A 22,384-nucleotide genomic window follows, 5' to 3' on the forward strand; every position below is an offset into this window, starting at 1 on the left:
CGCGCGCCCCCGCCGAGGCCGGCCTCTCCGGCGGCTTCGGCCTCCAGGGCCTGCAGCGAGGCGGCCACGCGCAGCGCCTTCTCGCGGTAGGCCGTCACGAGCTTGACGCGCGTGCTGCCGCCGGTGTTGTAGTCCCCGCTGCGCTCGCGGAACTCGTAGAGCAAGCGCTCGCGGCGGCGCACCGCGCTGCGGGCCTGCGGCGGCGCGTCGCCCGGCTCCGCGAGCACCTCGACGAGCGGGGCCTTCGTCTTGTAGAAGACGACGGTGATCAGCCCGAGGCCGAGCCGGCGGCACAGCCCGGTGAGCTCGCCCCAGCGCTGGTTGACCGCGCCCTTCTTCTCCCTGACGCGTTCTACCGCGAGGTAGACGTTAGGGCTGAGCCGCAGCCGTTCAATCCCCTGCAGCAGCAGGGCGAGATTGAACGATTTTTTCATCTCCACAATGAGTGGCTGCGCCTCGTCCTCCCGGATGCCCACCAGATCACAGGTCCGCACCTCACCCTTGATGTCATAGCCTTGCCGTTCAAAAAAACTCTTCAAAGGAGCATACAGCTCCGTCTCCTGCTTGATTGCCATTCGTATTCACTCCTGCCCTGAATTGCAGCGTAATTATAATAGAGAATTTATGATTCTCTATTATAGCACAGCAAAAAAGAGGTCAACTATTCCGGGCTCGCCGCATAGGTATGTAATACACTTTCTAAGCTTGGTGGAGCAAGTAGGAGCGCAAGAGGAGGCAGCGAGCCATGGATATTTTTGAGCGTATAGCAACGCATCGGGCTGAGAACGACCGTTTGGCGTGGAGCGGCACTTTCAAGGACTATATAGAACTGCTTAGAGTAGACCCCTCTCCCGCCAAAACGGCTCATTCCCGCGTATACGACATGATCAAGTCACACGGCGTCGAGGACATTAACGGACGTAAACGGTATAAGTTTTTTGAACAGGAGATCTTTGGACTGGATCGTGCGGTGGAAAAGCTGGTGGAGGAATACTTCCATTCCGCAGCCCGAAGGCTGGATGTGCGTAAACGGATTCTGCTGCTGATGGGACCGGTCAGTGGAGGAAAGTCCACCTTGGTAACGCTGCTGAAGCGCGGCCTGGAGCAATATTCGCGCACGGATGCGGGTGCGGTGTATGCCATTGAGGGCTGCCCGATGCATGAGGACCCGCTGCATCTGATTCCGCTGGAGCTGCGGCCTGAGATCGAACGCGAGCTGGATGTACGGATTGAAGGCAATCTCTGCCCGTCCTGTCAGATGCGGCTGAAGAATGACTACCACGGGGATATTGAACGTGTGGCGGTTACCCGGGTGCTGTTGTCGGAAGAGGAGCGGGTAGGGATTGGTACATTCAGCCCTTCCGACCCGAAGTCGCAGGATATCGCGGATCTGACCGGCAGTATCGACTTCTCCACCATTACCGAATTCGGCTCGGAATCCGATCCGCGGGCCTACCGCTTCGACGGGGAGCTGAACAAAGCCAACCGCGGCCTGATGGAATTCCAGGAAATGCTGAAATGCGATGAGAAGTTTCTGTGGAATCTGCTGTCTTTGACCCAGGAGGGCAACTTCAAGGCCGGACGGTTCGCGTTAATCAGTGCTGACGAACTTATCGTGGCCCACACGAATGAGACCGAATATAAATCCTTCATCTCCAATAAAAAGAACGAAGCGCTCCAGTCCCGCATGATCGTCATGCCGGTTCCCTATAATCTGCGCGTCTCTGAAGAGGAAAAGATCTACGCCAAGCTGATCGGCCAGAGCGATATGAAGCATGTGCATATTGCCCCTCACGCGCTGCGCGCGGCGGCGATCTTCTCAATCCTGACCCGGCTCAAGGAGAGCAAGAAGCAGGGGATGGATCTGATCAAGAAGCTGCGTATGTACGATGGCGAAGAGGTCGAGGGCTACAAGGAAGCGGATCTGAAGGAGATGCAGACCGAATACTTAGATGAAGGCATGTCCGGCATCGACCCGCGTTATGTCATTAACCGCATCTCCAGCGCCCTGATCAAAGGCGATCTGCAGTGCATGAACGCGCTGGATGTGCTGCGGGCAATCAAGGACGGTCTGGATCAGCATCCTTCGATTACGAAGGAGGAGCGCGAGCGTTATCTGAACTTTATTTCTATTGCCCGCAAGGAATACGATATTCTCGCCAAAAGCGAAGTGCAAAAGGCGTTCGTCTACTCTTTTGAAGAATCCGCCAAAACGCTGTTCGAGAATTATCTCGACAATATCGAAGCCTTCTGCAACTGGTCCAAAATCCGCGACCCGCTTACCGATGAGGAGATGGAGCCGGATGAGCGGCTGATGCGCTCCATTGAAGAGCAGATCGGCATCTCGGAGAATGCGAAGAAGGCCTTCCGCGAGGAGATCCTGATCCGTATTTCGTCCTACTCCCGCAAGGGCAAGAAGTTCGAGTACAACAATCACGACCGGCTGCGGGAAGCCATTGAGAAGAAGCTGTTCACGGATCTCAAGGATATCGTCAAAATCACCACTTCCTCCAAGACACCGGATGAAAGCCAGCTCAAACGGATCAACGAGGTCAGCCGCCGCCTGATCGACGAGCACAACTACTGCCCGATCTGTGCCAATGAGCTGCTGAAATATGTCGGAAGCCTGCTGAACCGCTGACGGAGGCAGCTACACGGATACTGGGGACCGGGGACTGCCATCAGGCAGTCCTCTTGTCTGTCCCGGAGCTAATTAAGACTTGTACGCTCAGCCAAAAGGGAATATCCCAGGCCATGGTGATGGCTTAGGGATATTCCCTTTAGTCTAGCGAAGCGCCTGATCGGCGAATCCGTGCGGACTGGATAACTAATTCTTCTAATCCTCCTGAGAGTCCTTAGGCCCCTGCTCCTTACCGCCAATCTTGAAGCTTAATTGGCCGTTATATTTGCCGAGCTGTCCGCCCACGCCGATGCCTGCGCCTTCGCCGCCGCCGAACTGGGCTTTGGCCTCAGCCCCGATGCCCTTGTTGCCGCCGAGCTGAACATGAGAGTCAAAGCCTGCACCTTGACTAAGCCCCAGATGAGCACCCGCATCTGCATTCAGCCCGTGATCGCCCCCGGCCTGTGCGCCCAACTTGACATCTGCGCCTTGCCCGCCGCCGAGCTGGGCCTTGCCTTGTGCAGCCACCCCGTATTTGCCGAAGGCCTGGGCTTCGGCGTTCACTCCGAGGCCTTGCCCGTTGCCCACATGGGTATCGCCTTGCGCTTCGATCCCGTAGGAGCTGCTGCCGATATGGCCGTCTGCCTGCATGCTTGCGCCGCTGTACGCCAGGTTTCCTCCGGCATTCATGCCGATGCCGTGTTTACCCCCTAACTCGCCTCCTACATCGACATGAATTCCCTTTCCGCCGGCCTGACTTGCCCCGGGATGGCCGTCCACCGGCTTGTTTGCGGCAGCCGGATGTCCGCTTTCGAGGACCGTCTGCGGCTTGCTGGCATTCTGAATCTGCTGCCAGCCGTCCATGTTGTCCTCCGCATGGTCATTCTCGAGCTTATGTGGAGCGGCCGGAGGTTCGGAGGCCCTGACAGTCTGCGTATTCCCGGCAGTTGCGGAATTCTTAGCAATCCTCGGAGCGGTCTCCTCAGTGGACTCCGAACGTACCAGGTAGTGATAATGCGAATAAGGGTAGGGCTGCGGCAGATGCCGATAGCCTGACGGATGAGCTGAGCTGTTCGAATCTTCGTTCCTGTAATTCATGCGGGAACCCTCCATTCTTGAAGTCATTACAATAGCCTATTCACCGAAATGGGAAGTGATTCGTGTCAGCTGAATATAAAAGTGCATTGTAATGCCTGCAAGGCTATGCTACATTATGAATGAATTATATATTATTCACTCAGGCGAGGAGGGCTTACGGATGGAAGATAAGAAGGCTGAGATTTTCAGATGCGGCAAAGAGCTGTTCAGCTCCAAGGGCTTCAAGGACACCAATATTTCCGACATCACCAAAATGTGCGGATATGCCGTAGGCACGTTCTATAATTATTACGCTTCGAAAGAGAAGCTCTTCATCGATATTTATCTGCAGGAGAACGAGAAGCTGAAACGGAGTATCCTGCAATCTTCGGTCAATCTGGACGACGAGCCTGCCAAAGTGCTCAAAGAAATCATGGCGCTTAATTACAGCGGGATCAATACGAATCCAATCCTGAAGGAATGGTACAACAAAGCTCTTTTCAGCAAGCTGGAGAAGGAATTCTACGAGCATGGCGGAATAGAGGGTATTCATGAAATGATGAACAGCGGCACGCTGGAATTAATCCGGCACTGGAAGTCCAGGGGGAAAATCAGAACAGATCTGGAGGACGGCATGATTCTAGCCTTGTTCAACTCTGTGCCGTATATCGACATTCACAAGGAAGAGATCGGGGTTAGCTATTTTCCGCAGATCCTGGACTATTTGGTCGAATTTATAATGAAAGGCTTGACGGATACACAGCATTGACAAAGGTCTCCGGCATCGCTTTGCTGGCGGCAGAATACAGTATTAAATGTTCAGTGGATATCCTGGGCATTTTATTTTGGCTTGAAATGAATGAATTTAATTAAGTTCATTCATATTTTAAGTATAACGAATTGAGGCGCCATTATGAAGACTATCATTATTTACCGATCCGGCCGCAGCATGAACACACAGAAGATTGCAGCCGCTATGGCTGAAGTGTTGGGGGCAGATTTGGCCAAAGTGGAGGACGTTAAGCCTGAGATGCTGTCCGTATATGACCTGATTGGCCTCGGTTCAGGCATTTACGCCTCCAAAATTCACCGCAGGATGTTCAAATTCATCAAGAGAATGCCGCTCCGGGACAAAAATGTCTTTATTTTCTGCACATCCGGCTCTGGAGAATTCAAGAATCAGGCGCTGGTTGAGGCCAAACTGGCGGCCAAGGGCAGTAACGTGATCGGTGAGTTCCATTGTCCCGGGGAGTTCAGCCCGCTGGGCTTCAATCTGGATAAAAAAGGGCATCCCGATGAGCTGGATGTTGAGAAAGCCCGCCTGTTCGCAGCCGCTATATTTGACAAGATTGTCTGAAAAGCTGAGTATATAGCAAGACTGGATCAGTCCCGGAGGCCGCCATCTGCTATAATGTATGCACCTATGTATACTGAAAGGCCGGTGGAGTCACTGAATTACAGCAGAGAGATCGGGTGGAGTATTGATTATATTGAGGAGCATCTCATGGACCCGCTGACAGCGGAGCAGATTGAGGCGTATGCGGGTTATTCGCTGTTTCATTTTTGCCGGATGTTCAGCCAGTCTCAGGACATGCCGGTCATGGAATATGTGCGCACCCGGAGATTGTCGCGGGCTGCCGTTGAATTGTTCAACGGGCGGAGAATTACGGACATCGCGCTGGAGTATGGGTTCGAGACTCCCGGCGGCTTCGCCAAAGCCTTCCGCAAGTCTTACGGCTACAGCCCCTCCCAGTATGCGGCGCGGATGAACGGCTATGTCCGGGACCGGCTGGCGTATGACATCAAGGAATACATCACGGAGCCTGTATTGGTGACGAAGCCTGCTTTTAACGTAGCGGGGTATGGAATCGAGACGGATGTAGAGGCAGGGAATGCTACACAGGATGTCGCTTCCTTCTGGTATTACTATGAGGGCGACAATCTGGAGGATCAGATGTACGCAAAGCTGAATCCGCCGAAGCACGGGGAGGTCGGCTTATGTATACCGTCAGACGCTGGCGGTAATGCTGTGTATCTGCTGGGGGTTATAGTGGAGGACTTCAGTAAGGTCACTCCTGACATGCTTACGGCTGTTGTACCGGCGGCGCAGTACGTGGTATTCACGACACCTCCGGTGGACGCTACTGATGAGACGAGACCGGAGACTTTTGCCGAGGTGGTCAAGAGTACCTGGAGATATATCTTCGAGGACTGGTTCCCCGGCAGCGGCTACATGCATGACGAAGATAAACTGAACTTTGAGTTCTACGACGAACGCTGTCACGCCCGCGTGGATTCCGTGATGGAGATTTATGTCCCTGTACGGGAACGGGTTTCATGAAACCACTAACCGTTTAATTGTAATAAGTGGAAATATAGAGTGAAGGGGTTAACCATGGTCAAACAACGCAAGAATTTGCTAACGGTAACTGTATTGTACACACTGTTTGTTCTTTATTTTATGTTCTTTGCTTTCGGCAGAGGTGAGGCATCGGATCATACCGTCTACACCTTTATTTTCATGCCCGATAACTTCCTTCTGCTGCCGTATCCATCTGATCTTCTACATCCCAGCCTCATGAGTATGGTGGGTTTCGGGAACACGCTTGCGTTTGTTCCTTTCGGCATATTGATTCCATGGCTGTACCGGGTCGGCTTCGTCCGGTTCATCACCTTATTCTTCATCGCGATTCTTGTGCTGGAGACGATCCAGGCTCTTACCTTCCTGGGCAGCTTCGATATCAACGACGCTCTTCAGAATTCGTTTGGTGCAGCCCTCGGCTTCGGGGCGTACAAGCTTGGTTTCCGTTACCGCAGCCTCGGGCGCAATCTGGTGGCAACGGCTATATCAGGGTTGGTTCTTTTTATAGCTCTGTGGGGATTAGGGGCGGCGGTAGACAAAGTAATAACTAAGGTAGAGGGTCCGTTTACGGCGATCACTGAATGGACGGACACCTCGGGCAATTCATCCACTGGAGACAAACCGGAAAGTATTCAAATCAACGGACAGAAGATACCGCTCCGCTATAACCTATATGGCGCTGAAGACGGAGATTCCAGAACATTCACGTACAAGTCTGAGGGACAGACGATTTTCTCCTTCACTTTCGGAAACCCCGAACCAACGGATTATTCCGGTGAGATCAGTATTACCCGGGATGGCCAGGAGATTCTGAATTATACTGGAGATTTTCAGCGTACTAATCCTGAACAGTACCCTGTGGTATATGAGATGCCGGTTGAGCCCGGGGATGAGCTGAAGATCACAATCAAAGGCGGCTTGAAAGTATGGGATGTGGGGTATAAGAAGATGCAGTATTTCTGGCAATGAGTGCTTGATCTTCTATTCAGAGAGGATGGGTGACGGTTATGAAAATGGCATTTGTTCTGTTCGACGGCATGACCAGCATGGATGTTGTGGGGTTCTATGAAGCGGTGAGCTGGGTGGCGATCCTGAAGGCGAAGGAGGATGTATCCTGGACCTTCTGCGCCAACAAAGCGGAGGTGACGGATGACCGGGGGCTGACCATGAAGGCTAATGAGGTGTTGCCTGATCTGGGGGATTATGATCTGGTCTTCCTCCCGGGCGGCATGCCAACCCGGACACTCCGCTATGACGAGGACTTTATGAGCTGGATACGAACGGCAGAAGGCGCACGTTATAAAGTGTCGGTCTGCACGGGGGCACTGCTCTTAGGGGCGGCAGGATTCTTAGAGGGGAAAAAAGCGACCACGAACTCGTCAGCCTACGATCTGCTTGCCCCTTACTGCGGGGAAGTCATTAAGGCCCGGGCCGTCCGGGACGGTGATACCTTCACCGGAGGCGGAGTAACGTCCTCGATCGATCTTGGTCTGTACCTGATTGAGTGCTTAGTGGATACAGACACTGCACGCCTGGTGCAAAAAAAACTGGAGTACCCTTACTACCAGGCAGGTAAGCTGAGCGATATCTACTATCCGTATGAAGTGGAATAGACAGAGGGTCGCCGGCAATTTAGAATGTAAGAAAAGGCAAGCCCCGCAGCAGGGGCTTGCCTTTTGTCCGTTTATTATTGCCCGGCTGCGGCGTTCAATTGAACCGCAACGTAGCTTCCCAGCTCAACCATGCCTGCACTATCCAGCTTGGCGGCATCGTATTGCTTGATGACCTCGGCGGTTTTCTGCATGAGCTCCGAGCTGTCGGTATTGCCCAGAACGCGCAGAACTACCAGCGTTTCGCCTTTCTTCAGCTGTTCGGCCAGCTTGGTCTTGTAGGCTTCCAGGGAATCTACTTCCAGTCCTTGCGTCACGTAATAATCGTAGGCATTGCTGGTGGACTTGAACAGAGGCAGCTCATGGTCCAGCCAGTAGCCCTTGTCCATCACATACTCTACATCGGAGGCTGTAGCGTCATTGGAGTTATAGAGCAGATAAGGAAGTCCGGTATTGGTGGCGTTATTGGTGGGGTCAACGTTGACCCATTCGTCGCCGATCTTCACCTTGTTCCAGGCGTGATTCACGCCGCTCATGGTTCCTGTGACGACCATCGAAGGGACCTGGACGAGATCAGAGAGCAGCTGGAAGGTATGGGCATAGCTCATGCATACGCCGACTTTTTTAACTAGAATACCATAGGTATTGAAAGAATCGTTATACTTCGCATCCACTGTCTTGAACTCCTGCTCCATGGCATTCTCCAGTGCAGCATCGTCATAGGCGGTGTTATCATTCAGATAATCGTAGATCGCCATCTGTTTCTCATCCGCGCTCATGCCTTCCTTGATCACAGCAGCGATTACTTTATCTGCCTCGGCAAGGATCTCCTTCTGCTTGGAGCGGATGATCTCGGCAGAATCATCGTACTTCACATTCAGCGTCAGCTTCTCATAATCGTAGCCATAGCCGCGGAAGCCGAGAATGAGCGGGTTCTGGTAGACTACCTTCTCAATTACATCCACCAGGGTACGGGCATTCTGCGCCTCCGGGAAGGCTTGCAGCGAGATTTCAGTGTCGCCGTTCATCAGGGTCAACGCGAGATACTCCTCCAGCGCAGAGTCTGCATGAATCAGATCTGCCCGTATCGTGGTGCCCGGAACCGCCTGTTTATTGCCTTCCTCTACCTTGCTTTTAGTATTTTCTTTTTGCTGGTCGATGACATTATCTCCAGGTTCACTGGCGTTGCCGTTATTGTTGTTGTCAATGATGGTCGGTACATCCGGTGCAGGTACATAATCCGTGTCATTCTGCGGCTCCACATACCCGGGATTCGCCTTGTTGCTCTGGGCGGCTGCAAGACTGGTAATATCCGCTTCCGTCAACTGCGTAACCTGGACATAGCCTTTGAGCGCAGTACCTTGTATCGTGTACGGGACATCGGTTGGACCGGAAGCCTTAAGAGTCACAGCTCCGGTATCGTACATCACTGTTACTGAGGCTTTGGAGCCGTCAATGAACTGGACCGGAACGGTCTTGGGCAGCTCTTTGGCATTCTTGTACAATTTCAGGTTGATGTTATCCTCAGGAGCCACGGTGCGCGGCAGCCGTTTGGATAATGCCACGGTGTCCACCGAGCGGCTGAATCTGGATTCTTTGTCTCCCTGAACGGCAGTAACGTAATATTCCCCTTGCACATTGTTGTTCTGGACGCTTGTAATGGTCTCATCCACAATCCCGAGCGCACCGCGGCCGTCCTTCATGAAGTCGTTATACGCATTGCCCTGTACCGTTGCAATCTTCAGCGGACGCTGATCCGCATAGCCCTGCTCGGCGCCGCTGAGCGGCTCATTGATGTTCTCCATTGTAATATGGGAGGCGCTGTAAATATTGTAGCTTTCCGCGCCCGGAACTTCATTCCACACCAGAGTCAGTCTTCCGTCAGGACTGATGTCGGCTTGCAGCGTCGGCGTGGGCAGATCCGATTTCACCGTAAACGGGATGATCAACGGCTGCTTCAGCAGAGTAGGCGACTTGGCATCCAGGTCATAGTTAAGCCGGATGTAGTAGACCGGGGCGTTCCCCCAGGAACTGTCTCCCGTGGCACGAAGAGAATCGGAGGGAAGGACGCCGAAGCCGAGCGGCTTGATGGAGTACACGCTTTTGCCGTCTACGAGCTGTGAATCCTCAAGGGTCGCGACCTTGCTCTCCGGCAGCGCCTCGATATCGGTATGTACGGATAACGTCTTGCCAATGGCTTCTGAGCCAAGATCGGTATTGAATCTGAAGATGAATTCCATATCCTGCTCCACATTATACATAGGCATGATGCCCGGATTGTGATCTGCTTCGTCCGAATCATACTTCTGCTTCAGATCGTACACGGTCTGTGAAGCCTCCGGCGGAGGGTTCCCCGAAGTGTTCTTCGTCTCGGCAGCTGCCGTGGCGGCGGGGCTGGATGAAGGCGCTGGACTTCCTTCTTTGTTGCCCCCCATGCAGCCTGTCAGAATCACACACATGATGAGCAGCAGTATTGCCATTTGTTTCACTTTCACTTACGTCCTCTCCCGTCTGGTTTCTGTATGAGGGTAATTATAGACCATCCAGAATTACCCATTATAAATCACAGGAGATATTTAACCCATTCGGATACTATTAAAACAAAATTGGGATAATTTATATTTAAGTATTTTTTGCAGCAGGGGATATGGGGGAGAGGGGGCGATGAGTATTGGCGGTGATTCATGTTATAATTCACTTACACGTAATCCGCTAGGAAGCGAAGGAGGCAGATCCAAGTGTCGAATCCGGATGAGCAGAAGCAGCATTCGTATCAGGATTGGTTGTCATGGGACGGTGGATGGGAATTAATTAACGGCAAAGCCTATAATATGTCACCAGCGCCTACAGCCCTGCACCAGTACGTTGTAAGAGAGCTATATTTTGCACTGCGTACGCACCTGGAAAATAAGAGCTGTCATGTGTTTGTCGCTCCGTTCGATGTATTCTTCAGCGAGGATGATTCTGCTTCTTCGATGCCTGATCATGTGACACAGCCGGATCTGTCTGTGGTCTGTTCAAAGAATCAGATTTCCAAGAACGGCTGCCACGGCGCTCCTACTCTGATTATCGAAGTATTATCGCCGTCAACAGCGCTCAATGACTTCAATGAGAAGTTCAACCTGTACCAGAAGTATGGCGTCCAGGAATACTGGATTGCCGATCCCGGCAACCGCACGGTTCATGTATATGCGCTGCGGGATGGCGTGTATCAGGTGAGGGATTTATACTCAGAGCAGGATAGCGTGCGGTCAAATGTGTTTAAGGATTTTCAGCTGCCGCTGGGCAAGCTGTTTGACCTCCAAATCTGATACAATAAGTCGAAACGGCTTCGCCGTCCTCTTAAAGGACGGTACCGTTTCAGCGAGAAATAGAAGGATAAGCTATCATGTGCAACGTATAAATTCTTATATTTTCAAAAACAAGCCGCAGCGTAATTGCACATAGCAACTACACTGCGGCTTAGTGTGCGAACCCATATGTTTCTTTACATAAACCGTCGCTGCACCTTTTTGCCGTCATAGGTGAACAGGGCGTTTTTGTCTTCCACAACGGTCTGGAGATGCACGGTACGGCCCCACAGGGCGTAGATATGCGGGAGCGTCCGCTCCAGATATTTCAGATCCAGCTCGATGCTCTCATAGCGGTGGGCGATCAGCAGTTCGCCGTTCCGCTCATAATCGGCATCCTGGATGACGAGGTACGGGGAGCCGCCGTTTACACGGGCCAGCACCAGCTGGTCGCGTACATTCTCCCAGGCCTTGTCGGTGATTTTCCACTCCGGGCCTTTTTTCTCGAACACATAGAGGTCCAGGTCGTTCACCAGTTCCTTTGAGAGATAGCTGCGGATGAAGGAGATGTCGGAATCCAGCTCGCGGACCTCGAACATTTTGTCCCGGTCCCAGCGGCGTTCGATATCCTCGAAGATTTTCAGCCCCAGATAGTACGGATTCAGGCTCTGACGGGAGGGCTGCACCACCGATGAATTTAGCTTGGCGTATTCGACAGTCTCTTCTGGGGTAAGGTCCAGCTCGCGCATGATCCGCTGATGCCAGTAGGAGGCCCAGCCTTCGTTCATGATTTTGGTCTCCATCTGCGGCCAGAAATAGAGCATCTCGTCATGCAGCATAGTCATAATATCGCGCTGCCAGTCCTCCAGAGCGGTGGAATACTGCTGGATGAACCAGACGATGTCCTTTTCCGGTTCCGGGGGGAAGGTGCGTCTGCCGGCGGTTTCCGGCACTGGCGGGACGTCATCACTCTTTTCCAAATCCCACAGCTCACTGTAAGCATTAGCCGGTCCAGGCCCGCCGGGAGGGGAGTCCTTGCGCTCTTTCATCTTGGCTTCGAGCAGATGGGTCTTGCCCAGCTTGCGCGGCTGGATCAGGCTGGGATCGATATGCTCCTGGATGGCCAGCACGGAATCGATGAAGCTCTCTACGGTGTCTGTACCATAGGTGACGGAATAATCATTGATGCGGTCGGCGGTGGCCGCCATGCTCTCGACCATATCCCGGTTGGACATGGAGAAGCGCATATTGTTCTTGAAGAAATCGCAGTGCGCCAGCACATGCGCGACAATCAGCTTGTTCTGCACCAGGGAGTTGCCGTCAAGCAGAAAGGCGTAGCACGGATTAGAGTTGATGACCAGCTCATAAATTTTGCTCAGGCCGAAATCGTATTGAGCCTTCATTTTATGAAAAGTCTTGCCAAAGCTCCAGTGCCCGAACCGGGTAGGCATCCCGTACGCACCGAAGGTGTAAATAATATCCGCCGGACATATCTCATAACGCATCGGATAAAAATCGAGCCCGAACCCGGAAGCAATCTCCGTAATCTCGGCAATCGACCGCTCCAGCGCTTTAATCTCATCATCACCGGGCATGCATCCATCTCTCCTTCCAGCTTGTAAACCGTTCTTCCTATGTATATGGGGGGAGGGGAGGGAGTATGATGGGCAGGCCCAGCCTAAATATCCATTACTCTGCTTCTGTGTAAAATAGTTTAAGCAGCATATTCTGCGGATAATTTCCAAAGTGCTCCCCGAAGATGGTAAGTCCGCCTTTGTTTTTGGAATTCCCGTCAATCCCAATCCTCAGCTTGATGAAGGGGGAATCTTCGATTTTTAATTGGGCGAGTGTAACCGAGGATATTTTTTGACCGTCTATTCCAGTATCCTTCTTGGTGACTCTTAAATGCTTCAAAAGGCCATACTGGCTCAGCTCGTTATCCCACCAGTTTGGTGTTAATTTCCCGCGCACATCTGAAAAATTACCCGGAGCCGTCCAGGTGCCTAAAAAAACATCGTTGATATAAAAAGCGATATCACTGGGCCAATTATTGTTGGAGCCAGGAAACTCTGAAGAGAGCTCTAAGGATAACTCTAATAATTCTGCAGTGAAATTATGGTTGAAATCATTCGGAATCATATATTCAACGAAGCCTTCGGCAAACCAAAGTAAGGATGCATCGATCCGGTCATTGGAGACGAAGGTCCGTTGATCATCTAACTTGCCGATAATTTTAGCCTGGCTGGCTAATCCGCAGGTAGGGGTGACTGAGAAATTAGAATAGTATCCCAGCTTGATTTCATTCGTAATGACTTTAAAAGGAAGATGGAGCTTCTGGGGTAAGTTGAGGGCAATATGATCCACAGCAACAATGAAATTCTTTTTTCGGCTGTCGGCAGCCTCCAGGTTGTCCTGGAGCTTGATGATTTTGGCGTCCTCCAGTAACCGGATATGGCGTGAGACGATCGCTTTGCTTAAGTTAAGTTTTGCGGCCAGCTCACTGACAGTAAGCGGTGTATGTAACAATAGTCTAAGCATCGAAGCTCTTGTGTCTGATGCCAATGCCTTCAAAACAGAAATACCATGATCGTCGAGTTCTAAGAACATAATTATACCTCCTGACGGGATAAATCTAGCTTCAATAAAGATTGAACTTGAAAATATACAGATAGGGAAAAGTGACGGAGGAGAATTTTGGAAATCCCATAACAGAAACAATACAAGTACAGTCTATATATCAGTTGTTGAGCATTATAACATATTGTTAACTTTTTAGTTTACAATAAACGATCTAATTAAGTATGGATTTTTATTTGTATACCACAAAGTTGAAAATCAAAGATAACGCTGATATAAGCTTGAAAGAACGCTTTCATCATGGTAATATTTGCTTGCCCGCGAGGAAGATTTACTATCTAAACTACAAAAAGTTAACTTTTATTGTTGTGACTACTAAGATGGGAGCTGAAGCTAGATGACACACAGGATGGAATATCCGCGTCCGCAGTTCGTCAGAGACGCATGGCTTAACTTAAATGGAACCTGGCAATTTGAATTTGATGACAGGAATGAGGGAGCCGCACAGCGGTGGTTTGATCCAGGTGAGAATTTCAGCCAGACCATTCAGGTTCCCTTTGCTTTTCAGACCCCTGCCAGCGGAATACATGATACCACTTTTCATGACTATGTCTGGTATAAACGCAATTTCACACTCGATCCGGACTGGTATCAGAAGCGGGTGATATTACATTTTGGAGCGGTAGATTATCGGGCTTGGGTGTATGTGAATGGTCAATATATTGGGATGCATGAGGGCGGACATACTTCATTTTCGTTTGATATTACCCATGCCTTGACCGGACAGGAGGAACAGATAACGGTTCACGTGGAGGACCCTTCAACGGATGAGACGATCCCCCGGGGCAAACAGTTCTGGTTAGAGAAGCCGGAAAGCATCTGGTACACCCGCACAACAGGGATTTGGCAGACCGTGTGGCTGGAGGCGGTCAACCCTGTGCATATTCAGCAGGTGAAATTTACGCCGGATTTGGACCAAGGGAGTGTTGGGATAGAGGTTAAATCGGAGGGACATGGATCAGAAGAATTAGATTTGGAACTTCGTATTTCTTTTGGCGGAGAACTGGTTATTCAGGACCGGGTACGATTATTACAGCCTATAACACGCAGAATAGTAGATCTGTTTGGTCTAAAAATATTTCGCACAAACTTTCACCGTGCCGGCTGGACATGGAGTCCAGAGACGCCTAATTTGTTTGATGTGGAAATGAAGCTGTACGATCACGGGGTTGAGGTGGACTCGATTCAATCGTATTTCGGCATGCGGAAGGTTCATACAGAGAACGGTATGGTCTATCTGAATAACAAACCTTATTATCAAAAGCTTGTACTGGACCAAGGGTATTGGCAGGAAGGACTGCTTACAGCGCCAACGGATGAACACCTGAAGACAGATATTGAATTAGCCAAAGAACTAGGGTTCAACGGTTGCCGTAAGCATCAGAAGGTCGAGGACCCCCGGTTTTTATACTGGGCTGACCGGATAGGGTTCCTGGTATGGGGAGAATGTGCGGCGAACGCCTCTTACAATAATGATGCTGTAGCCCGTTTAACTAAAGAATGGATTGAGATTATTGACCGTGACTTCAATCATCCCTCGATTGTGGCCTGGGTCCCGCTTAACGAGAGCTGGGGCATTCCGCTGGTGAAATCGGATAAGCAGCAGCAGTATCACAGCGTAGCCATGTATAGTCTGATTCATTCCTTGGATGATACCCGGTTAGTCATATCGAATGACGGATGGGAAATGACGCTGACGGACATTTGTGCGGTTCACAATTATCAGCATGGCAGAGCAGATGAGCCTGATAAGCATGAAGAGTTCAAGCGGATTCTTTCTACCAAAGATACCATGCTTGCTTCCAAGCCATCGGCCCGAAGTGTATATGCAGACGGATATGAGCATCGGGGCGAGCCGATCTTGTTGACTGAATTCGGTGGTATAAGCTACAAGGCTGGCGCTGACGATGGCTGGGGATATACCAGTGCACAATCTGCAGAGGATCTTGTTCAGGAATACGGAAGAATCATGAAGGCGGTATACGCGTCCAAGATTATTTATGGATATTGTTATACACAGTTAACGGATGTGGAACAGGAGATTAACGGCCTGGTAGCCTATGACCGGACACCCAAATGCGATCTGGCGTTAATTAAAGAAATTAATGATCAGTGGCATCTGCGGACCATTTAAGCGGACCTAAGGAATAATAAGGAGCTGATAATCGATGACAAATGAAATATTGCTTGAGAAGATCGGGCTGGTAGTAGACAGACTAATGAATCTGGGCGGCAGCGACTATGAAAAGGATAAAACCGTGGTTCAGGCCGATACCAGAGTAGGAATTGTGCAGCGTGATTTCGGCATTGAAGAATGGGACTGGCCTCAGGGCGTAGGTCTTTATGGTCTGTACAAGCTGCAAAAGTATTATGGCGATACGCGTTACATGGAATTTTTCCGGAATTGGGTTTCCCGTAATCTGGAGGCGGGACTCCCTTCCAAAAACATTAATACGACCGCTCCTTATTTGCCTCTGGTGCTGCTCCTTGATCAGCTTGAGTCTTCCAGTGAACTGGAGAAGCTATGCCGGGAACATGCGGATTGGCTCATTCATGAGCTGCCCAAAACCAAAGAAGGCGGCTTTCAGCATACGGTCACTGCCATCGGCAACCGGGATGGAATTCACCTGCACAATGGACAGTTATGGATTGATACGCTCTTCATGGCGGTTCTGTTCCTGAACCAGGCGGGACGCAAGTTTAACCGGCCGGAGTGGGTACACGAAGCTGAACACCAGATTCTGCTCCATATCAAGTATTTGTTCGACAAACATACCGGCTTATTCTTCCACGGCTGGAGCTTCGAACGCAATGATAATTTCGGCAGTATCTTCTGGTGCCGCGGCAATTCCTGGTTTACCTATGGAATCGTCGATTACCTGGAAGCCTGCCAGGATTCGATTAGTCCGGGGTTCCGCCGGTTTCTGATTGATACGTATACTGCTCAGGTCAATGCCCTGGTATCTCTCCAGGCAGCATCCGGTCTATGGCATACCGTCCTGCAGGACCCATCCAGCTATGAAGAGGTATCCGGGTCGGCCGCAATTGCCGCAGGGATTATCAAAGGCATCAAGGCCGATATTCTGGATTCCTCCTATCAGGTTGTGGCAGACAAGGCCATTCAGTCGGTATGTCAAAATATTAGCGGAGACGGAACCGTGCTGAATGTGTCAGCGGGAACCGGTATGGGAATGGATAAGGAGCATTACAAGAACATTGCTCTCAGACCTATGGCGTACGGACAGTCCTTGGCTCTTATTGCGTTATATGAAGCTTTAAAATAAACTGCAAAAAGCCTAATCCTTGAGCATTTACGCCAAAGGATTAGGCTTTTTTCACAATAAACTATGTTAAGATTACGTTAATTAACACTTGGATATCGACGAACGGGGAGGGATAAGTAATGACAGACTTTACAGTGATTCGAGACCTGTTCCATATTACGGAACCGTGCGGATTTGATCATGAATCGTTAACGCCGTGGATGGAACGCTACGGGCATATTCCGCAGGTGTTGCGGGCGTATTATACGGAGCTTGGGGCCCACTCTGCATTGAACGCGACTCAGGATTTTCTGGTTCAGCCTCACAATTTTCCGCGTTATATGGAAGAAGATTACTGCATCTTTTATACCGAAAATCAAGAAGCCTGCGTGTGGGGAATCCGTGCAGCGGATATGAAGCTTGATAATCCTCCCGTCTATGTGCGCAGCGGAGCCGAATGGGAGCGCCTGCGTTCGTCTGTTAAGGAATTTTTGCTGGCCATGGCCCATTTGCAGGCAGTGCTGGCGATGGAGTATAGCAGCGAAGAATATTGGGATATCGATGAGGCTGTTGCGGAGCGAATTGAGCAGAACTTTCCATCCCGCCAAGCCGATTCAGATTTGTACACGGGCGTACGTTTTTTTGGCCGGCCGGGTGAATTGATTATGATTATGAACAACAACGGTGGCCATCTGCTAATGTTCGCGGCCGAAGACGAGGAACGCCTTGATGAATTGTACAACCTCTTTGAGCAGTGGACGGATCAATAGCTCCTTCAGCGTCAAAAGGGCCTGACCGCAGTCAGGCCCCGCTCAACATACATCAAACAGTTTGCATTTTATTTGAACTGGAACCAGGTTGAATTTGCAACTGTGGTTGAATCGGACTTCACAAAAGTAACATATACCGTATGGGTTCCTACAGCGGTTCCAGCATTAAGCGGGATATTCTTAACTGACCATGTTTGCCATCCATACTTGTTTTAGCTGTATTACCGAAGTCTACATTTTAAATGCTATAGCCTTCCGCTTCAAATTTCAATGTGTTAAATTTAGTCCGCTCCCTTAACCGTACACCCGCACCTCAATAATCTCCGCATACTGGCTTCCGTTAGTCGACTCAATCACGACGCGCAGGCGGCCAGTTGTCACAGCTTCGTTCAGCGTGTGTACCCGCTTGCGCTTGTGGTTGTCACGTTCCCCGGCAACTGTGGTCCATTTACCATCCATGTAAGCTTCAATACGATACTCCTTAACGAGTGTTGGCAGGATTTCGTAAGGCGTAATATGATGATGCAGGTTGATCAGGTCCTCGTTGACATCGTCGTTGAAGGTAACGTGAACCTCGCGCAGAGTTACCGGCTCGTTCCAGGCCAGCTCCAGCCACTCCGGCTGACCGGAGGCCATCCGGTCAGAGGACCACATATGCGGACCGCCGTACGGGCGGAGGTAGCCGTCGATAACTTTATCCGCAGCGAAGGCACTCGTTATCCCGGACAGACGGAGGCACGGGGCTTTGTGATCGAATTTCTTTTTGTCCCACTGCACTACGGGCTGTGCAGGCGGATTCTCACCGAAATCCCGCGAGGCTGCGGGGGTTTCATTATGCCCGTAGGCGAGCATACCCGAAGCTGGCTCATCCGCCATATGCAGCGACAGTGCAGGATGGGCCTTCAAGATCAGGAACGCATTGCGCGGTGACTCCGGCTTCCACTGAACCGGGAGCTTCACCCACTGGGCGGCTCCGGTCTGAACGGGAGCTGACGCGGACTGAATCAGCGTATGGGGAATATAATTCTCGGGCCGTCCGGTCTCCCATAGCTCGACCGTCAGCTCTGCGGCTTCGGCCGCATCGATCAGCAGCTCAATTCCGTTCAGCCCCGGATCGGCCGCAACGGTGATGCCGATGTTCGCTGTGAGCGGGACGCTGAATGCGGAATGCTCCACACCGAACCGGCTCCGCTCGCTGGAAGCGCTGAGCGCAGCCTTCAGCGCCAGATCGGCATCATCCTCGTTGAGTAGCCCGAGGACGGAAGCATCCTGGCGCAGCATCGTCTGCTGCAGCTCGTTCAGGTGGGCCGCATGCAGTTCGCGCGGCGATATTCCCTTGGCGGCGCAGAGTGCCGCGCCGATACCGGCGGCCTCGCCGATGACCGCGCAGGTAGCCATGACGCGGGTCGTGCCGAACGCGACATGCGAGGCGCTGATGTCGCGGCCGGCCATCAGCAGATTGTTCACGTTCACCGAATACAGCGAACGGAACGGGATGTGATAGCTACCGTCCGAATACATATGCTTCGAGCCTGACTCTGTAGCGTACACTCCCTGCGGCGGATGCAGGTCAATGGACCAGCCGCCGAACGCAACGCGGTCCGGGAATTCGCGCTGGGCCAGGATATCATTCTGATTCAGGACATAATCGCCAATGAACCGGCGGTACTCCCGCTTGCCCGGAGTCGAGCCGACCCATTCCAGCGTCATGTTGTCAGCGTCGAATTTGCCGGAGTTCTTAATATAGTCCCAGATCCCGTAGATCACAGACCACAGCTCGTCGCGGATGGCCTCATTGTCATGAACAGTGTCCTGCTCGCCGCCGAATTCGATCCACCAGTAGGCGCAGCCGTTGTCGCCGCTGCGGATGATGCGGCGCTCGGCAATAGAGGTTTGTGTAATATCCTTTGCCATGGCTGGAGCGATATATTTGACCGGATGACCTGCGTCCTTGGTATAGAAGAGCAGTGTGCTGCCGAGCGTAATATCATCTGCGACCAGCGGCGCCCATTCCTCATTATATTCTTCGCGTGCTTCACGGCCCAGCCGGTACTCTGCCCCTGCCAGGAAGCCTACCAGGCCATCTCCCGTACAGTCCAGAAAGACCGCGCTTTCAAAAGTAATTCTCCGCTCCGACCCCATCATCCACCCGGTCACGGACCGGATGCTCCGCTTGCCGCTGCCATCCTCGGAAGCATCGACCTCATGAACATCCGTGTTCAGAAACAGCTGAATGTTCGGCTCGGCCTTAACCGCTTCAAGCACAACCATATCCCAGAGATACGGATTGCCGTCTTTGTTGCGGTACTGGTTCTCCACAAACAGCTCGCCCATAATCCCCGTTTCACGGGCATACCGGTGAATACCGTGCGAGGTTGCACCGCATACCCATACCCGCACCTCACTGCTGGAGTTACCGCCGAGCACCGGACGGTTATTAATCAGCGCCACACGCTGGCCCAGACGGGCTGCTGCAATCGCCGCGCATACCCCTGCCAGTCCGCCGCCTACCACAGTTACATCCGTGTTGACCGTTTCACTACGCATTGTTGAACCTCTCCTTTGGTGTGTGTTAATATATCCGTAGTTTCATGATAGAATAATCAATAATCAAATGACATGCATATAATTTCTTGATTTATACACTTTATTTCATTGAATAATGCATCTGAGGGGAGTCAGAACATGCGCATGAATTGGTCGGTTCGTCCGGCAGCCCACATCTATTGGGAGCAGAAAAAACAGTTCCTGCTGGAGCACGACACCTACCCTGTGTGGACCTTATTTGCGGTGGAGCAGGGGCAATTCGCTTACCGCTTCGGAGACCACGAAGGGGAAGGAGGGTCCGGGGACATCATTGTATGTCCGCCGGGGACAACCTTTTACCGGAGAACGCTTAGTCCGTTGACCTTTCATTTCATACAATTCGAATGGGAGGAAGAGGGGGGACCGGAGGACGCCGCAACGCTTGGAGGCAGATGGACTGTCAGGGATGTGGAGCGCCTGATGTCTACCTACCGCTATATGCGGAGTATCGGAAGAGGGATTCAGGAGGAACCGGGCTATAGCCGGATGAAGCATATGCTGGAGGATCTGTGGAGGCTGCTTGAAATCGAGCGCAGCAGTGCATCCGAGGAGCTGCGCTCTGGAGAGACAAGCCCGGGCCCGCTGATGCAGCAGGCTAAGCAATGGCTGCTGGAGCATGCCTGTACACCTATGACCCTGCAGGAGCTGGCTGCTACCCTTGATATTACACCGGTACAATTAACGCGGCGTTTCCGTGCAGCCTATGGGATGGCCCCTTCAGACTTTGTGACCGGATTCCGGCTCAGACGGGCCTGCCAGCTCTTGGAGGATTCAAGGTTGCCCATTGAAGGGATCGCCCAGCAGTGCGGTTACGAGAACGGCTTCTACCTGAGCCGGGTGTTCACGGCGAAGCTGGGATTAACGCCATCCCGGTACCGTAAGCTACACCGCGTATAATTAAAACGATTGTATATTTCAGAACATTATACTATCATGTAATTAGTTATTTATCTAATTTGATGTGAACCAAATGATTTGTTCTGTAGAAAGGATTGGACTGTAATGATAATAGATGCCAACCAAGGTAAGGATTATCCCACATTTGCGTATTCGGTATTAGACCATTATATTGCCGGGGACATCATCGTCGATAAGTCTTCGGCGCTGATCGGTACTTCTTCAGGCATTTATACAGTGGTTGGGGATGAGACAAATGATGATTTTGCACCCATGCTTATGCACGAATTCAAGCGTAGAGAGATGCTTAATCAGAGATTTACGTTATTTTCATCCTCTGAACGATGGGATCGCAGAATCAATGAGCTTTTAGGGGCGAAGCTGCAGCGGATGCCGAGGTATTCTTTTACATTCAATGAGCACCGTTTCATGCAATCGCAAAGAGTGGGTATACCGGATGGCTTCCGGCTGAACAGGACAAACAAGGAATCGCTTGAGGTGAATAGAGAGTTCGATGCAGCGTACATCCGGAAATACTGGGGATCGGTGGAGCGTTTTGCGGACAAGGGCTTCGGTTTCTTTGTTACGGAACACGATGTATTTGCTGGGGAATGTGTCTCTATATTCTCGTCCGAACAGTACGCTGAAATTGATATAGTGACGAATCCTTTGTTTAGGGGAAAGGGCGTGGCTCAATGTGTTGCCGAAGCTTTTATCCTGGAGTGCTTAGAACGTCAGATCACGCCAAGATGGGACTGTGACCTTCACAATACTGCCTCTATCCGGTTAGCGCAGAAACTACATTTTGCCGCTCCAGAGACCTATTCGCTCTATGTGAGGAAGTAAGGCTGAATTATTGTAGTAATATATGGGTATGTAGATGGAATAGGGAGGGGGAATTGCATGCTTAAGCATTGGCATAGACTGTTCTTGCTGGTTGCAGTATTCTTATTGATTGCTGGCTGCGGCCCTACGAAAGCAGATGTCATTGATCAGCTAGTGTCCAAGGAAGAGAATGTACTCCACTTGCATATGTTCTCCAATTCACGGGATTGGGATGATGAAGTAAATGAGGCGCTTAATTCCGAGCCTGCGCTTGTGGAGCATATCCCGCATGTGACTGTGCATACAGAGGAGAAGAAGCTGAAGTGGCTGGAGCTACTGGGCCTGGAAGCGAAACGGCCCGTAATTGTGATTTTTGATCATGAACAAATGGTGTATCACACAAGTGAGCCTGAACAGCTGAGAGAGTATGCTAAAACACTTGATTAA

18 protein-coding genes and 1 pseudogene are annotated in these 22,384 nt (G+C 51.3%); 13 read left to right on the forward strand and 6 right to left on the reverse strand.

All coding sequences use genetic code 11. The features are described from left to right. Window positions 1-44: 44 nt before the first annotated feature. Window positions 45-575 (reverse strand): annotated as a pseudogene (locus tag MKY12_RS07450) (DUF2161 family putative PD-(D/E)XK-type phosphodiesterase); the annotation flags it as partial. 170 nt (window positions 576-745) lie between these two features. Between MKY12_RS07450 and MKY12_RS07455 the strand changes: the two are divergent. Further along, window positions 746-2,641 (forward strand): PrkA family serine protein kinase, encoded by a 1,896-nt coding sequence (locus tag MKY12_RS07455; RefSeq protein ID WP_209872919.1) that lies wholly within the window; start codon window positions 746-748, stop codon window positions 2,639-2,641. A 195-nt stretch (window positions 2,642-2,836) separates the two neighbouring features. On the opposite strand, the gene MKY12_RS07460 is transcribed toward MKY12_RS07455, so the two are convergent. After that, the gene (locus MKY12_RS07460; protein WP_339313311.1) at window positions 2,837-3,718 is read right to left on the reverse strand and encodes a hypothetical protein; all 882 of its coding nucleotides are present in this window, start codon (window positions 3,716-3,718) and stop codon (window positions 2,837-2,839) included. A 160-nt stretch (window positions 3,719-3,878) separates the two neighbouring features. On the opposite strand from MKY12_RS07460, the gene MKY12_RS07465 reads away from it, so the two are divergent. The 5 genes from MKY12_RS07465 to MKY12_RS07485 all read left to right on the forward strand — a co-directional run bounded on the left by MKY12_RS07465 (window position 3,879) and on the right by MKY12_RS07485 (window position 7,672). After that, window positions 3,879-4,466, forward strand: coding sequence for a TetR/AcrR family transcriptional regulator (locus MKY12_RS07465; RefSeq protein ID WP_036721318.1), 588 nt, complete (start codon window positions 3,879-3,881; stop codon window positions 4,464-4,466). A gap of 144 nt (window positions 4,467-4,610) precedes the next feature. Then, entirely contained in the window at window positions 4,611-5,054 is a 444-nt protein-coding gene (locus MKY12_RS07470) for a flavodoxin domain-containing protein (protein WP_036721321.1), read from the forward strand. Between the two features lie 66 nt (window positions 5,055-5,120). Then, window positions 5,121-6,038 carry an AraC family transcriptional regulator gene (locus MKY12_RS07475; protein ID WP_339313312.1) on the forward strand — a complete coding sequence of 306 codons (918 nt, stop codon included), beginning with the start codon at window positions 5,121-5,123 and terminating at the stop codon, window positions 6,036-6,038. A gap of 54 nt (window positions 6,039-6,092) precedes the next feature. Beyond that, window positions 6,093-7,028: a VanZ family protein gene (locus MKY12_RS07480; protein WP_339313313.1), complete on the forward strand. Its 936-nt coding sequence runs from the start codon at window positions 6,093-6,095 to the stop codon at window positions 7,026-7,028. A gap of 38 nt (window positions 7,029-7,066) precedes the next feature. Next, window positions 7,067-7,672, forward strand: coding sequence for a DJ-1/PfpI family protein (locus tag MKY12_RS07485; protein WP_339313314.1), 606 nt, complete (start codon window positions 7,067-7,069; stop codon window positions 7,670-7,672). 74 nt (window positions 7,673-7,746) lie between these two features. Here the strand turns inward: MKY12_RS07485 and MKY12_RS07490 are convergent, their stop codons facing one another. Then, entirely contained in the window at window positions 7,747-10,164 is a 2,418-nt protein-coding gene (locus tag MKY12_RS07490) for a transglutaminase domain-containing protein (protein ID WP_339313315.1), read from the reverse strand. 243 nt (window positions 10,165-10,407) lie between these two features. On the opposite strand from MKY12_RS07490, the gene MKY12_RS07495 reads away from it, so the two are divergent. Then, a complete protein-coding gene (locus MKY12_RS07495; protein ID WP_339313316.1) occupies window positions 10,408-10,980 on the forward strand; it encodes a Uma2 family endonuclease in 573 nt (190 codons plus the stop codon). A 176-nt stretch (window positions 10,981-11,156) separates the two neighbouring features. Here MKY12_RS07495 and MKY12_RS07500 read toward each other — a convergent pair whose 3' ends face one another. Both MKY12_RS07500 and MKY12_RS07505 read right to left on the reverse strand, forming a co-directional pair. Then, window positions 11,157-12,554, reverse strand: a complete 1,398-nt coding sequence (locus MKY12_RS07500) for a SpoVR family protein (RefSeq protein WP_339313317.1) — start codon at window positions 12,552-12,554, stop codon at window positions 11,157-11,159. A gap of 94 nt (window positions 12,555-12,648) precedes the next feature. After that, window positions 12,649-13,566 carry a helix-turn-helix domain-containing protein gene (locus MKY12_RS07505; RefSeq protein WP_339313318.1) on the reverse strand — a complete coding sequence of 306 codons (918 nt, stop codon included), beginning with the start codon at window positions 13,564-13,566 and terminating at the stop codon, window positions 12,649-12,651. Between the two features lie 367 nt (window positions 13,567-13,933). On the opposite strand from MKY12_RS07505, the gene MKY12_RS07510 reads away from it, so the two are divergent. The 3 genes from MKY12_RS07510 to MKY12_RS07520 all read left to right on the forward strand — a co-directional run bounded on the left by MKY12_RS07510 (window position 13,934) and on the right by MKY12_RS07520 (window position 17,629). After that, window positions 13,934-15,730, forward strand: a complete 1,797-nt coding sequence (locus MKY12_RS07510; RefSeq protein WP_339313319.1) for a sugar-binding domain-containing protein — start codon at window positions 13,934-13,936, stop codon at window positions 15,728-15,730. 34 nt (window positions 15,731-15,764) lie between these two features. Continuing rightward, window positions 15,765-16,880 (forward strand): glycoside hydrolase family 88 protein, encoded by a 1,116-nt coding sequence (locus tag MKY12_RS07515; protein ID WP_339313320.1) that lies wholly within the window; start codon window positions 15,765-15,767, stop codon window positions 16,878-16,880. A gap of 119 nt (window positions 16,881-16,999) precedes the next feature. Next, entirely contained in the window at window positions 17,000-17,629 is a 630-nt protein-coding gene (locus tag MKY12_RS07520; RefSeq protein ID WP_339313321.1) for a hypothetical protein, read from the forward strand. 294 nt (window positions 17,630-17,923) lie between these two features. On the opposite strand, the gene MKY12_RS07525 is transcribed toward MKY12_RS07520, so the two are convergent. Beyond that, the gene (locus tag MKY12_RS07525; protein WP_339313322.1) at window positions 17,924-20,176 is read right to left on the reverse strand and encodes an FAD-dependent oxidoreductase; all 2,253 of its coding nucleotides are present in this window, start codon (window positions 20,174-20,176) and stop codon (window positions 17,924-17,926) included. Window positions 20,177-20,314: 138 nt separating this feature from the next. Here MKY12_RS07525 and MKY12_RS07530 point away from each other — a divergent pair, with 138 nt between their 5' ends. The 3 genes from MKY12_RS07530 to MKY12_RS07540 all read left to right on the forward strand — a co-directional run bounded on the left by MKY12_RS07530 (window position 20,315) and on the right by MKY12_RS07540 (window position 22,384). After that, on the forward strand, window positions 20,315-21,112 hold the full coding sequence (locus MKY12_RS07530) for an AraC family transcriptional regulator (protein ID WP_339313324.1): 798 nt from the start codon (window positions 20,315-20,317) through the stop codon (window positions 21,110-21,112). Window positions 21,113-21,217: 105 nt separating this feature from the next. Next, window positions 21,218-21,958 (forward strand): GNAT family N-acetyltransferase, encoded by a 741-nt coding sequence (locus MKY12_RS07535; protein ID WP_339255006.1) that lies wholly within the window; start codon window positions 21,218-21,220, stop codon window positions 21,956-21,958. A gap of 57 nt (window positions 21,959-22,015) precedes the next feature. Continuing rightward, window positions 22,016-22,384 (forward strand): hypothetical protein, encoded by a 369-nt coding sequence (locus MKY12_RS07540; protein ID WP_339255007.1) that lies wholly within the window; start codon window positions 22,016-22,018, stop codon window positions 22,382-22,384.

The organism is Paenibacillus sp. FSL M7-0896 (assembly GCF_037975415.1).
GTDB lineage: Bacteria > Bacillota > Bacilli > Paenibacillales > Paenibacillaceae > Paenibacillus_AQ > Paenibacillus_AQ silagei.